Source organism: Blautia sp. NSJ-175 (assembly GCF_022867815.1).
GTDB lineage: Bacteria > Bacillota > Clostridia > Lachnospirales > Lachnospiraceae > Blautia > Blautia celeris.
Genome location: NZ_JALIFQ010000004.1, coordinates 252,105 through 266,193, shown reverse-complemented (window position 1 = coordinate 266,193; position 14,089 = coordinate 252,105). Strand labels below are relative to the sequence as shown.

The window sequence follows — 14,089 nt, the reverse complement described above, 5'->3', positions numbered from 1 at the left end:
AAATTTCATCACCCCTTTACGCTGCCTGCCACCAGTCCGCGTATCAGATATTTTGACCCGAAGGAAAACAGGATCAGAATAGGAATGGTGCCCATGGACAGTGCCAGGATCCTGGCTGCATAATCGGTTCTGTACTCACTGCTGATAAGGGCAATGGACAGAGGAATGGTATAATATTTCTGATCACTGATCATAACAAGAGGTGTCATGTAGTTGTTCCAGGACCATAAGAAGAACAGAAGGAAGATCGTGATAAGGGCCGGCCGGATAATAGGCATGATCAGCCGGAAAAAGATGCCGAATTCCCTGCATCCGTCCACCCTGCCGCTCTCGATGATCTCATCCGGCACTGAACTTTCTATAAACTGGCGCATCCAGAATACACCGAAGGCATTGGCCATACCGGATACGATCAGCGGAAACAGGGTGTTGTTCATCCCAATCCATCTCATCTCCATAACAAAGCCCACAAGGCCGAGCTGCTGGGGAATCGCCAGGGTTGCCACGATCATGGCAAAAAGCGGCTTCTTGCCCCTGAAATCATATTTTGCAAATGCATAGCCGGCCAGAGCGCTGACCAGCAGACCGCCGATGGTATTGCAGCATGCCACGATCAGGCTGTTTGCATAATAGAGCAGAAAGTTCTGACGCATGACTGCATGAAAATTCTCCACGAAATATTTTCCGAAGAATAATTTGACACCTGTATATAAATCCTCGCTGTAGTGTGTGCCCATGACGATCATCATATAGAAAGGAAGCAGGGCACAGACTGACAGGACCAGCATAAACAGATATAATGGTATTTTCCCTATCCAGACTGTTTTTTTCATACTCTCAATCCTCCTTTTTCTTTCCATTGACAACACGGAAAAGCACAAGTGACGCAGCCGCGATCACCAAAAACAGACAATATGCCAGAGCAGAACCGTATCCGAATTCAAAGTTCTTAAAGGAGCTGTCATAGAATTTCATCACAACTGTCATCACGGAACGATCCGGCCCTCCTGTGGGCTGTCCTGCGGAGTTAAACAGAAGCTGCGGCTCGTCAAACAGCTTGAATCCGTTGATCACACTGGTGATGATCACGAACACAAATATAGGTTTCAAAAGCGGTATGGTGATCTTCGTAAATCTGGCCCACCAGGACGCACCGTCAATCTTAGCTGCCTCATATAATTCATCCGGAATGGTGGAGAGTCCTGACAGAAACATGATCATCTTATATCCGTAATTCTTCCAGATCAGCATAAAGATCACCACTGCCCGGGCTGTCCATGCATGTCCCAGCCAGTAAACAGACTCTGCGCCGAACAGGTTTAAAAATGCGTTGACCACTCCGCTTTTCCAGTCAAACATCAACTGAAAGATAATACCCACTGCAACAGGCGTGGTTATGTATGGCAGAAAATTAATAAGCTGCAGCCCGTTTTGTGTCTTCTTGAAAAAATCTTTTAGAAAGGTTGCCGTCAGAAGTCCCAGCGTGATCTGGATTGGCGTGCTGATTCCCAGCAGGATCAGCGTATTCCAAAGTGATTTGTAAAAATATTTATCCTGTGTAAACACCCGCACATAATTCTTCAGACCCACAAAGGTCATTTCTCCGATTCCGTCCCAGCTTGTAAAACTGACACCAAGTGAAAACAAAATAGGGAAAAGGCCAAAGGCAATATAAAGCAGAAAATACGGCAGGATCATGGCATACGGTGCACTTTTTTTCGTCATGTATTTTTCCCCCTTTATGAGAAAAGGACCTGCTTTTCAGGCCCTTTCCCTCGTCTGTCCTAATCTGTCGTATTACTTTTCCAAATCCGGCTGCTTTGTGAGCAGTTCGTCTGTCATGGACGCGATCAGTTCGTCTGCTGTTATACTTCCGTCCACGGAGGCATTGATAGTTTTCAGGGCAAGGTTATAGGCGTCATTAATATCCTGGTCGTACTTGCTGGGTTCCCTTACTCCCTTGATGTTTGGCATTACTTCCTGTGCAATTGCCTGGAGCACATCCTGACCGGCAAAGTATTCATCCTCTCTGCTGTAGAAATCATCCTGTTCGTATACCGGTTTGAAAGGAGAGAAATTACCCTTGCAGTCTCTCTGAAGAGTCGCGCCCTTCTCGGAGCCAAACATGAATTTCACATACTCTGCCGCTGCCTCCTTATTCTTTGCAGCTTTTGGCACACCCATAACGGTTCCGCCCCACGGGAACGGACCTCCCGGAGGAAGCATGAAGCCCCAGCGCCCCTTACCGTCTTTGTCATTGGGTTTGATGGTAAATTCAACGGACCAGTTGGCGCAGGGATAGAAAATGTCACTGTCGCCCGCATAGGAAGCCCCTTCCTCCGCGGAACTGAAATCCAGTACATCCACGATTCCGGCCTGCTTCATCTCGATGAGTTTTTCAAAGATCGGTTTCATGGATGTTTCCAGATTGATCTTATCCCCGTCTACAAAAGGATCTGTGGACTGTCCCATAAGCATCTGTCCCGCTGCACCGATGCTGGAAAGCATGAATACTTTGCCTCCTGATTTTTCCTTCACTTCTTTTCCTTTTTCGATAAAGGAATCCCAGTCGGAGAGCATGGCTTCCAGTTCTGCAGGGTCATCGGTTCCCAGATATTCCTTTGCCAGTTCCCGTTTGTATGCCATGCCGGCCACAGACGGACACTCCGGACCAACATACTGTCCGCTCTCAGCAGTTTCCAGGGGAAGCAGATAATCCAGGACCTGGCTGGTGTCAAAATTATAAGGGTCTTTTGTTATGTCTTCCCAGATATCCAGGGACAACAGTTTGCCTCTGTAAGTGGCTTCCAGCCACGCCACATCCGGCATTTCCCCGCCGCTGGCCAGTGTGGTCTGCAGCTTCTGTGTCATGTCCTTACTCTCCACAGCAACCATATTGACCTTGATTCCGGTGGCCTCTGTAAATCCGGCGTTCATATTTTTCCCATTGTCGCTTGTGTCCCAGCACCAGATGGTAATCTCCCGGTCCCCTTCTTCACTTTTGCCTTCCTCTTTTGCTTTGTCCTCCCCGCCTTTTTCACTTTCTGAAGATGCACAGCCTGCAAGTGATGTGACTGCCAGCATGGACGCCATGAAAATCGTGATAATCTTTTTCTTCATTTCCTTTTCCTCCTTTATTTTTCACGCATCTTTTTTACATCTTCAGTATAGCTGTATATTTGTCACATAAAAATATGGGGATTCTTGGATTTTTTATACTTTTTTCACCTGTTTTTTTGTCGTCTTCGGCATTTCCCCCGCTTATCATCTATTTTTTGTCATTTTTTATATGTTTTTTATAAATTTTATATAACTGCCTTTCAAACAGGCTCTGGAGTGTGTTTGAAAATTGGAATGTCAGAATGAATTTCCAAACACGCTTTAGTCTCCCGATTTTTTGAAAGCAAAGGAGATAACGGTTCCTCCGCCGGGTCGCCTCTCCATTTTCAGAGGATGAACCTCCTTATAGATCAGCTTCAGCCTGCCGTTCACATTAAACATGCCGATATGTCCCCCGGTACGCTCCTCTTCCAGGCGCTGTCTGATGCGTTCCCTCTCCTCTGCCGTACATCCTACCCCGTCATCCTCCACGGTCACTTTTATCCAGTTATCTTTACCGGTTATCACAATTTTAAGCAGTGACGCCGTATTGCTCGGGATGATGCCGTGGAACACGCTGTTTTCCACCAGAGGATAGAGAATCATCCGCGGAATCTGTTCCTGCAGCAGTGATTCGTCAATCTCCCATTGAATATCCGGAATATTTTTATAGCAGATCTGCAGAACCTCAACATAGCGGCAGATATACTCCTTCTCCTCCGAAACCGCTGCCATTGCCTGCAGATCCGTGCGCAGAAGGGAGCGAAGAAGCAGAATAAAAGCTCTGGTCAGGCGGATGATCTCCTGGTAATCCTGTTTTCTGGCAAGGCAGATAACCGCATTTAAGGTGTTATAGATAAAATGTGGATTTAACTGATAAGACAGCATTTTAAGCTGAGAATCATATTGCTTTTTTTCACTCAGAAGGAGTTTTTCCGTGTGGTCGTTAATGCTTTTGACCATAGAATTGAAGACATTGGCCGCCTGCTCACATTCGTCCCCTGTGTGGATCTCAATGCGCTCTTCACGGCTTCCGCCGGCCACACTCTGCATTCCCCGCACAAGAGTATCAAGAGGCGTAATGATCCTCTGTACCAGACCTGCCACCAGGCTAAGCATCACAAGAAGACAGATCACTATGATAATGATCACAATATTATTCATCTGCCGCATAGTACCGGAGATATCCCCTTTTGCCACCTGATAACAGATATACCACCCATGGCTGCCTATGCTGTCTTTATAGTAATCCTTCTCCGAAAGGACTCCCTCCATGCCGGAATCCACATTGCTGTAGATAACTCTGCCGCTTTGGTTGTGAAGCTCCATCCCTATCTCATTTTCATCAAAAACAAGGGGAGAAATGATCCTTTCCGTATCTGCCAGAATAAACAGCTTTCCTCTTTTCACCCCGATCTTTGTCTTATCAAAAATGTCGTTTACATAGGCAATGGTATTCTTTTCGCCGTAAGATCTGTAATAATTCACCATATGCGGCACCAGAAATTCCCCGCTTATATCATCCCGCTGCATCTGTTCATAGGGAGCCTCAGACATAAGCTGTTCGTACTGGTTTATGGTCTCCATCACAACGCCGTCACTGTCTACGGCAAAAATATCCAGAATGATATTGTCCCTGAGAAGCTGGTATTCCTTCAGCTTTTTCTCCAGTGTCTGAATGACCGAATAGTATCCGTAACTGCCCTCCCGGCGCTGTGACTTTTGGTAAAAAGACTCCTGCACAGTCTCGTCAAAGGTAATATTTCTTGCATACATGCTGATCTCTTCCAGTGAGTTTGAGACCTGTTCTACCATCTTTAAGATCATGGTCCTGTTCTTCTCAACCAGGGAGTTTTCTATCAGCGGCTTCAGATACAGATATACGGCACCGCTGCAGAGAACAACGCATATCATGATAGCGCTCAATACCATGAGCAGCAGTCTTTTATATATTTTTGATTTCTTTTGATAAAGCATATGATCTTCCCCTTTGTACAATAGATTCCCCCTAATAATCCTTGGGATTTTTACCGGTTTCCTTTTTAAATACCTTGCTGAAATACTGGACGGTCTGGTAGCCCACCATTTCACTGACCTCATATATCTTATATTCTCCTGTTCTCAGCAGCCGTATTGCCTGATTCATTCTCACCTTTGTCAGATAGGCGGAAAATGTGGAACCCGTCTCTTTCTTAAAAAGCTGGGACAGATATATGGCATTCATGCCCAGATCCCCTGCCACGTCATTCAGGCTGATGTCACGGCTGTAATTCTGTTCCATGAACGCTTTGATATAGCGGACTTTTCCGGAATATCTGCTGTCTGAACTGCTTTCCAGCATTTCCATGATACCCTCATACTCCTTCATAAAGCTGTAGATATCCATCTTCTGAAAGTCCCTTTTAAATCTATCCAGACGCTCTTCTATTTCCGGCTGTTCCAGAGCTGCGCACCGGTGCATCAGAAAATAGAGCAGCTTCTCGGATACTTTGCGCCATATGTATAGATTTTCTGTCTTTACCACACTGCGGCACAGGACATTTTCCAAAAAGCCTGGCATATTTTCGTAGGAATCTTTTTCTATATTTTCTTCGACACACCTCAGCGCATCCTTTATCTCAGCCGAAAATTCCTCCTTTTCATCCTTTGCTGCCCTGTCCAGAATGCAGACGCCCCTGTGAAAAACGCGGCCTTTCATAATCCTTTCCGCTTCCTCCTTCGCCGGCAGGATATCCTTATTTTTTCTTATCATGCCGCCTATGGATGCTGTCATGGAAAGCCCCATCTGTGAAGAAAAAAGACTCTGTACCTTTGTGATAAACTCCCTGATTTCACTGTCCAGATGCATTTTGGAAATGCAGGAACGGACCCGGTAAAAGATCAGGATGCCTCCTCCTGAATTCTTCATCACCCTGATCTTGGAGCCGGGAATCTCTGTTTCGATCAGCTCCCGTATGCCCTCTTCATCCGGATGCATCAGGGGTTTTCCAATCTGCTCCAGCAAGATCAGAACACTTTTTCCTATCCATTCCAGTATGGTCTCATCACTTTTACATATCTCATTTTCACCTGCCAGAATCGCCTCCAGATATTGTTTCATTCTGACCTTATGTACATTTTCTTTTGTTTTCAGTGCCTCAATACAGCCGTTCAGTTCACGCAGCAGTACCTCTTCATCAATTTCGTATTTCAGTATGAAGGTTCTGACGCCCATCTGGAGCGCCCGCTTCGCAAGCTCAAATTCTTCATAGGCTGTAAGCAGTATAACCTCCGCCTCTATATTTTCCTTCTTCATCTGCGCCACCAGGTCAAGGCCTGTCATGATCGGCATTTTGATATCTGTGATAACAATATCCGGGCGATACCGTTTTGCGTATTCCAATCCTATCTTTCCGTTCCTTGCGTCGGGAAGCAGTTCAAAACCGTATCGTTCCCAATCAATCAGACTGATCAAATCTTCTCTTGTCAGATCCATGTCCTCGACTATCAATACCTTATACATTTTCTCCCTCCGCCCATAATATTATTGTTTATTATAACTCATTTTCAGAATATTCCCCTTATATATTTTAAGTGTTTTTTACAGTTATTTAAGATTATCCTGCGCATCATGCACCTTTCCCCGGGAAGGGACGGCAGCGCCCGGATCTTTTTGTTGTATAGGGAGCCACGGATTCCTTTCCGAACTGCAAAAAAAAGACAGTGTCCACATCACACTGTCTTTTCTCTGTATCTGTTATTTTACGCTGCTCTTCTCACAGCCTTCCGAAGAACCGGTCCCACAGCCAGCGCAGCCGCAATCTTGATCAGATCACCGGGCACATAGGGAATCACCCCGGCTGCCAGGCCCGCGCCAAAGGACAGATTGGCCTGAACGCAGAGCCATGCAGTCCCGAACAGGTAAGCCACCACGGTTCCCAGAACCATTCCTGCTGCCTGCAGCACTCTTTTTCCCTGAAATCTGTCCACAAAAAATCCGGCAATCAGCGCCATGAAAATAAATCCCACCAGGTATCCGCCCGTCGGGCCTGCCATTTTGCCAAATCCTCCGGCAAATCCGGAAAACACCGGAAGTCCTACCATTCCAATGAGCAGGTACACCAGATAGCTGACGGTTGCTGAATAAGTGCCAAGCACAAAAATGCTGAAATAGATGGCCAGATTGGTAAAGCTGATCGGCACCGGGCTGAACGGCAGCGGTATGGCCAGGGGGCCTAAAATGCAGGTTACCGCTGTCATCAGTGCAATGATCGTCATCTGTCTGGTACTCATTTTCTTGTTTTTACTGGGCATTGCTGTTTCCATATACTTTTCCTCCGAGGTTGCAAAACTTATTTCGACTTTTCCGCCTGTTGTTCGACGGCATAAATCTTTCCTGATTTTATAGAAAAGCTTTTCTCAAACATTTTTTACGGTTTTACCGCTTGTTTTGTGGCTGTGCTTTTCTTTACATAAAGAAGTATAATCAATCAGCCTCAAATTGTCAACTTATATTTTAATTTAAGTTAACATTATAAAATCTACATTATTTCATTCACCAAAAATTCTGCTATATAAAAAACCGTCTTGCAAAGGGTAAAATGGTGCCCGAGCGAACAATCAGAGTTATGAGCAACAGCATGAAGTAATGAAACGAAATGAGCTATTAATTTGAATAGTGTTTGGCATCCCTTTTGTTATTATTGGGATCAGGAATATTAAAGGTAAAAAAATTGACAAATCCCGGGGTGTCGGCTGATTTCATGTAGGTTTGCGGGGTGTTCCTATGAAACAACCTGCCGCCTTTTGACGACGGAAATCGCTATCCTGGCAATAAATAATATCAGCGGTAAAATACTCCATCGGCGCAGAAAAAGAGCTGCGCAGATATTACTATCATATAAGCACAACTCCCTTAATTATAGTACACCTGTCACATTGTATGGATTGCCCTCAGCCAAATTCCCGCCTATATCACACTGCTAAAGCCGATTGTCACTCGGGTTCCGTCATATCATAAACCGTATTTCTATAAACATCCGATTCAGATAATAATCCTTTTTAACGGATAAAGTTTGTATGCTGCATAGCTTCCTTTTCCGGCATCCCCAGCCGCTCTTTCCCAAGTGCAATGGATTTTATAAGAAATGACATATTATTTGCCAGTGTCCGCATTCCCTGCAACCCTTCTGGCCGCCACAACACTTACTCTCACTTTCATTGTCTTATCAAAGGGCGTGCTGAAGAATAACCGGTCCAGAGATGACACCAGCGTGCCATTGGCGGACGCATAATATACCGGACTGCCAATAATAAGTCCATCACAGGCCTCAAACTTAGGCGCAATCTCGTTGACATAATCATCAAACACACATTTGGCCTTCTCGGCACATGCCCGGCAGGCTGTACATCCCCGAATCCCTTTGTTTCCTACATGGATGATTTCACATTCACTATTATGTCCTCCTTTTTTCTTATGCAATCTCCACTTTTGATTTTAATTCTTTTGACTTTGCAGGCAGACCACACACTTTCATAAAATTGCACCATTGTTTTTTGTTACCCATTGCTGTACACTATGATTGTATCAACCGATTATAACTATCGGTCAAGAGATTTTTGTAAATTTCTATTTTTATTTATGTATGAAACGGGGGATTGGAAAATGTATACTATGATGCAGGTCTGTAAAGAAGCCAATATGACTTATCAGACCTTAAAATATTACTGTAATAAAGGATTAGTTCCTAATGTAAAACGAGATAAAAACAACCGCAGGATTTTTGATGAACGAGATTTGAAATGGAGCAAAAACCTGATTTGTCTGAAAAAATGTGATATGAACATTCAGGAAATGAAAGAATATCTGGATTTATGTATGCAGGGCGAGTCTACGATTCATCAAAGGAAAGAAATGCTTACTAAAAAACGGAACGCTCTTTTAGCTTCCATTGAAGAATTGAAAGACCATGTTGAATATATTGACTGGAAGCAGGCGTTTTATGATGACGTTCTTTCTGGCAAACGTCCTTATGTCAGCAACTTAATACCTGTAGAGAAAGCACTGAGGGGAGAGCTAATAGACCAATGAAACACTGGAAAAATTTTTTCAAGTTTTACATCTTAAAATTACGAACTGTTAATATTTTTAAAAGGCTATTTGTTATGTTTATTTTTGTAACTTTGCTCCCCATAACACTATATGGGATTCTGCTCTATAATAAAAGCAGTGAGATTATTCAGGATAAAGTCAATCTTTCAATCAGTGAAGCATTAACACAAATAAGTACAAGTATAAATGAAAAAATAGAAAAAGTAAGAAATGACAGCATAGAAATAAGTTATCTTGAAGAAATCCAAGATGTACTTATCAATTACAATGATTATAATGAGCGAATGAAAAACAAAGTAAAAATAGCTGTTACCGATAAAATGAGCAAAAAATATGTCTTTGACAATATTGTATCCGAAATAACACTTTACACATTAACAGGAGCAAAACTCAATGTCTATGGAAATAACACGTTTACTGTAAATTTAAAATCTGATTATTTTAATGAATTTTTAGACATATGCCACTCGTACAACGGTGCATGTGTCTGGAAAGCCATTAATCATAATTACGAAAAAAGAATTGCTTCCGGTGTAAATAATGATAGAAATTATATACTTTTAGGTAAAGCCATCAAAAAGAAATCTGACGGTAAGATTATCGGATATATGATAATGGCTATAGAAGAAGATAAAATCCGAAATATATACGAAAAAATTTCCAGTACCATGAACATGCAGGTATTCATCATAGACAATAATGACATTGTTATTTCATCTGCCGATCTTAATACTCCCGTCGGAGAAATATATCCAAATAATAATGTACTGAAAGAAATTCAGGATTCCCACAACATTACTGGTAATAATTACCACTTCGCCGAATTAAATACAATGATATATAATTTTCCTATAGAGCAAGCGGAATGGAAAATGGCAGCACTTATTCCACTCACCTATCTTCAATCTGATCTAAAGATTATATTGAAAAATTTTCTTTTGGTAGGGTTTATAGGAATCATATTTGGTATCATTTTTACCTTAGCATTCTCTATTACCATAATCTCGCCAATCAACAAAATGATAACAGGAATTAAATCATTTGAAAAAGGAGACTTTTCATTAAAATTAGTGGAGGATGGAAATGATGAACTTACGATCCTAACAAGGCAATTTAACAAAATGGCCGAAGAAATAACTCAATTGTTGGATAATATAAAAATGAATGAGCGTCAAAAGAGGAAGCTGGAAATCCAGGCTTTACAAGCTCAGATCAACCCTCATTTTTTAGCAAATACTTTGAACACTGTCTCTTTTATAGCCAAGTTAAAAAAGGAAACATCCATAGAAACTATTATAAACGCAATTATTGAATTGCTCAGAGACAGCATGAAAAATGACGACAGCCTCCACACAGTACAAGAAGAAATCTCTTTGATCAAAAACTATATAATTATCCAGGACTATCGTTTAATGGGAAAATTTGATGTGGAATTCCAAATATCCCCACAGATTTTGGATTTTCAAATGCCGCGCTTTATCCTCCAGCCAATCGTAGAAAATGCCATTATCCACGGTATTGAACCTTCTTGCAGAAGAGGGCTCATCACCATAGCAGGCAAATGCAAAAATGACCAACTGATATTCTCTATAACAGACAACGGTGTTGGCATGAAAATAGAAGAATTAGCGCTGGACTCCAAAAATAATACTGTGGAAAAGAATTCAAGATTCAGCGGATTAGGTGTCAGCAATGTAAACAATAGGATAAAACTTATGATGGGTGACCAATATGGTTTAAAAGTTTTAAGTGAAAAAGGAAGTTATACAACTATCTTAATTAATCTGCCTGTTATCACAAAAAATCCTATATCCGAATCCAGGGAGGAACACCATGTATAAAATTATGTTAGTAGATGATGACCCCATAGTATTAGTACAATTAAAGAAAATGATACAATGGGAAACATTAAATTGTGAAATGGTTGCCGAAGCATCTGATGGCAAACAGGCAATAGATGCTTTCAATATGTATAAACCTGATATTATACTCACTGATATCAGTATGCCAAGATCTAACGGCATAGACTTGATCAATTATATAAGCAATGGATTTAAAGAGACAAAAATCATAGTATTAAGCGCATACGATGATTTTGAATACGTACGCAGCAGTCTGAAAAACGGTGCAGTTGATTATCTATTAAAATACCAGATAACCGAAAATAGTATCAATGATATTATCAAAAAAACCATATGGCAAATAAATACAGAAAATAAGGACAAAGATGGATTTTCCATCTCGAAAGAACGTGAGCACTTAATCTACGAACTTGTCAGTAAAGAAATGCCAGATACAGATTACTTAGAAAAACTGATTCAAAAAACTGCCCTTGGCTGGGTGAAAGGCGAATTAATTCTTGCTATATGTGGTATTGACCTTTATTTTGAAGATTCCTCAAAAGTATCAATAGACGACACGACTATACGAATGTTAATAGATGAAACCATAAAATATTATCACAACTTCTTTCTGGTATCCTTAGATAAAGGTATTATTCTTTTGGTATTTCAGGCAAAGGGCAATTCTACAGATGAAGTTGTTGACCTTGCAAAACAAATACGCACTGTACTTAAAAGGTTTTGCAATCTGGACTTATCCTTTGTAATATCAGATTTTCTTTCCGGTCACAAAATGATCAAACCAAAAAGTGACTATATAAAGAACTTATTGCTTCAGGAATATTTTAAAGGAAATAAAAATTTTCTTTCTCAAAATACATCAATCACTGAGAAGAATATATTACGTTTCAGCCCAAAACAAAAACAGCAATTGACAGAATTAATTTTTCTGGGTCAGAACGATATCAATGACTATATTTCCAGACTATTTACCGACATCAAAAGCTCAGGAATAATGAAGCATCAATTGCAGGTATTTTATGTTGAGTTCATTAGTTATATCATTAAAAAAGTGAACGAATATCAACTTGACAATGCATTAGTTTTCGCAGAAACGAATCCTTATGATGTATTTGATAAATTTAACACACTTGAGGATATGGAAAATTCCCTTATAGAAACCCTGTTTTCCCTCCAACGTCTGGCAAAGGAAAAACGCCAGGTATTAAAACAGAGCTCCTTATGTAAAAAAATATCTGATTATATAATAGAAAACTATCAGCATAAAATCAGCCTGCAAAGTATTGCAGAAAAATTTGCGGTCAGCCCCTCTTATCTGAGCCGCATATTTAAAAAAACCCAGGGTGTAAATATTATAAACTTTATAAACCAGATACGGATGGAACATGCCAAGGAAAAAATCCTGCAAGGTAATACATCACTTCAGGAAATCGCCCTGGACGTCGGCATACATAACTACAACTATTTTTATTTACTATTCAAAGAAACCTATGGGTATACACCTTCTGAATATATTAAAATAGTTGAACAAAATAATGAGAATAGAGGATAAATTTGTTAATGGTAAATCAATAGCTGCTTGTGTATGATATATCTATCAAAAAGATTAATGACGTCATTAAATTCAAGAAAACACACAAGAAGGAGAAGATTTATGAAAAAGCAGGTTATTTCTTTGTTGCTTTGCGGCACATTAGCCTTTTCTGCACTATCTGGCTGCGGTTCAGAATCCAAAGATGCCTCATCAACAGAAAGCGAACAAAATAAAGATGATAAGCAGACTAAGGATACCAAGGATTCCACCGATAATGTAACTACACTTACATTTTGGACTTATGTGGAACAGCATACGGAATTTATGCAGGATGCGGTAAAAACATGGAACCAAAATCATCCGGATGAATTAGTTGAATTACAGACTGAAACTTATCCAACTGAAGATATGCACAGTAAACTGCTGATCACTTTGCAGTCCGGAGATGGAGCTCCCGATCTGGTTGATGTTAATGTTGCAAGATTCAGTGATTTTGTTCAGGGTGATTCCGAAGTTTTTGTACCACTGAACGATATTATTGAACCTGAAAAGGAAAATTTTCTTGAACCGGTATTGGATATTTATAATTATGACGGAAATTATTACGGTATTGAGTATCATGTAGGTGCCCCTATCATGTTCTATAATACGGAGATTTTGGATCAGGCAGGAGTAAAAGCTGAAGATATTATTACATGGGATGACCTGCACGAGGCAGGAAAAAAAGTCCTTGCTGCTACTGGAAAACCAATTATAACCTTTGAAGTAAATGACTCCTGGAGTTACTATATCATGACTGGCGAAAAAGGTGGAGATTATTTTGACAAAGACGGTACCTGTATTATAAATAGTAAAGAGAATGCAGAGGTACTTGATTTTATGCTGAGTATGCTTGAAGATGGTACCGCTGTAACTACTCCTGGCGGTGGTTTCCATACTGAAGAATATTATGGTTTCATGGCCCAGGAAGGAGCCGCATCTATGCTGGAATGCCTGTGGTATATGGGACGCTTCACAGACTATATGCCGGAATTAAAAGGAAAAATCCAAGTGGCAGCACCGCCTGTATGGGATGAAAACAGCCAATATCCGGTTTTTGGCGGAACCGCGACAAGTATCACAACACAGTGCAAAGTACCAGATTTGGCAAAACGCTTTTTGGCTGAAGCTAAAATAAGTAAAGAAGGTGCCGCGAAAATATGGAATGTTCTTGGATTTGATCCTCTCAGATGGGATATTTGGGATACTGATGTAATGAAAGAGACCAATAAATATACTGACTATTTTGGCAAAGATATCTTTGACGTTGTCATCAGCATGAAAGATAAATTCCATACATCCAATATCACTGCATCTCCTAAATATTCTCTGGCCAACTCACTTATTTCCAGTGACATCCTGTTTAGAGTTTTAGGTGAGAAAAGTGCAACTCCTGAGGAAGCATTAAACAGTGCTGCGGATGAGATAAAAAATGCTCAGTAACTAATAATCATGGGCTGCCGA

Annotated in this window: 10 protein-coding genes and 1 pseudogene; 4 read left to right on the top strand and 7 right to left on the bottom strand. The window is 41.0% G+C overall.

From position 1 onward, the window contains the following. Positions 1 to 8: 8 nt before the first annotated feature. The 7 genes and pseudogenes from MUB35_RS08655 to MUB35_RS08625 form a co-directional block, all read right to left on the bottom strand. The gene (locus MUB35_RS08655; RefSeq protein ID WP_103732817.1) at positions 9 to 833 is read right to left on the bottom strand and encodes a carbohydrate ABC transporter permease; all 825 of its coding nucleotides are present in this window, start codon (positions 831 to 833) and stop codon (positions 9 to 11) included. A 4-nt stretch (positions 834 to 837) separates the two neighbouring features. Further along, the gene (locus MUB35_RS08650) at positions 838 to 1,725 is read right to left on the bottom strand and encodes a carbohydrate ABC transporter permease (RefSeq protein ID WP_054351021.1); all 888 of its coding nucleotides are present in this window, start codon (positions 1,723 to 1,725) and stop codon (positions 838 to 840) included. Between the two features lie 72 nt (positions 1,726 to 1,797). Beyond that, positions 1,798 to 3,120, bottom strand: coding sequence for an ABC transporter substrate-binding protein (locus tag MUB35_RS08645; protein WP_244806064.1), 1,323 nt, complete (start codon positions 3,118 to 3,120; stop codon positions 1,798 to 1,800). A 261-nt stretch (positions 3,121 to 3,381) separates the two neighbouring features. Further along, entirely contained in the window at positions 3,382 to 5,076 is a 1,695-nt protein-coding gene (locus MUB35_RS08640; RefSeq protein ID WP_244806063.1) for a sensor histidine kinase, read from the bottom strand. Positions 5,077 to 5,107: 31 nt separating this feature from the next. After that, positions 5,108 to 6,601 carry a response regulator transcription factor gene (locus MUB35_RS08635; RefSeq protein ID WP_244806062.1) on the bottom strand — a complete coding sequence of 498 codons (1,494 nt, stop codon included), beginning with the start codon at positions 6,599 to 6,601 and terminating at the stop codon, positions 5,108 to 5,110. Positions 6,602 to 6,840: 239 nt separating this feature from the next. Further along, positions 6,841 to 7,404 (bottom strand): biotin transporter BioY, encoded by a 564-nt coding sequence (locus MUB35_RS08630; RefSeq protein WP_225305268.1) that lies wholly within the window; start codon positions 7,402 to 7,404, stop codon positions 6,841 to 6,843. 735 nt (positions 7,405 to 8,139) lie between these two features. Continuing rightward, positions 8,140 to 8,530, bottom strand: a pseudogene (locus MUB35_RS08625) (flavodoxin family protein); the annotation flags it as partial. Between the two features lie 213 nt (positions 8,531 to 8,743). Here MUB35_RS08625 and MUB35_RS08620 point away from each other — a divergent pair. The 4 genes from MUB35_RS08620 (at position 8,744) to MUB35_RS08605 (ending at position 14,068) form a co-directional block, all read left to right on the top strand. Continuing rightward, a complete protein-coding gene (locus MUB35_RS08620) occupies positions 8,744 to 9,169 on the top strand; it encodes a MerR family transcriptional regulator (protein ID WP_244806061.1) in 426 nt (141 codons plus the stop codon). Next, a complete protein-coding gene (locus MUB35_RS08615) occupies positions 9,166 to 11,031 on the top strand; it encodes a sensor histidine kinase (protein WP_033140245.1) in 1,866 nt (621 codons plus the stop codon). Before MUB35_RS08620 ends, MUB35_RS08615 begins: the two co-directional genes overlap by 4 nt. Next, positions 11,024 to 12,604 (top strand): response regulator transcription factor, encoded by a 1,581-nt coding sequence (locus MUB35_RS08610; protein WP_148393412.1) that lies wholly within the window; start codon positions 11,024 to 11,026, stop codon positions 12,602 to 12,604. Before MUB35_RS08615 ends, MUB35_RS08610 begins: the two co-directional genes overlap by 8 nt. A 102-nt stretch (positions 12,605 to 12,706) precedes the next feature. Continuing rightward, entirely contained in the window at positions 12,707 to 14,068 is a 1,362-nt protein-coding gene (locus MUB35_RS08605; protein ID WP_103732990.1) for an ABC transporter substrate-binding protein, read from the top strand. The last annotated feature ends 21 nt before the right edge of the window (positions 14,069 to 14,089 follow it).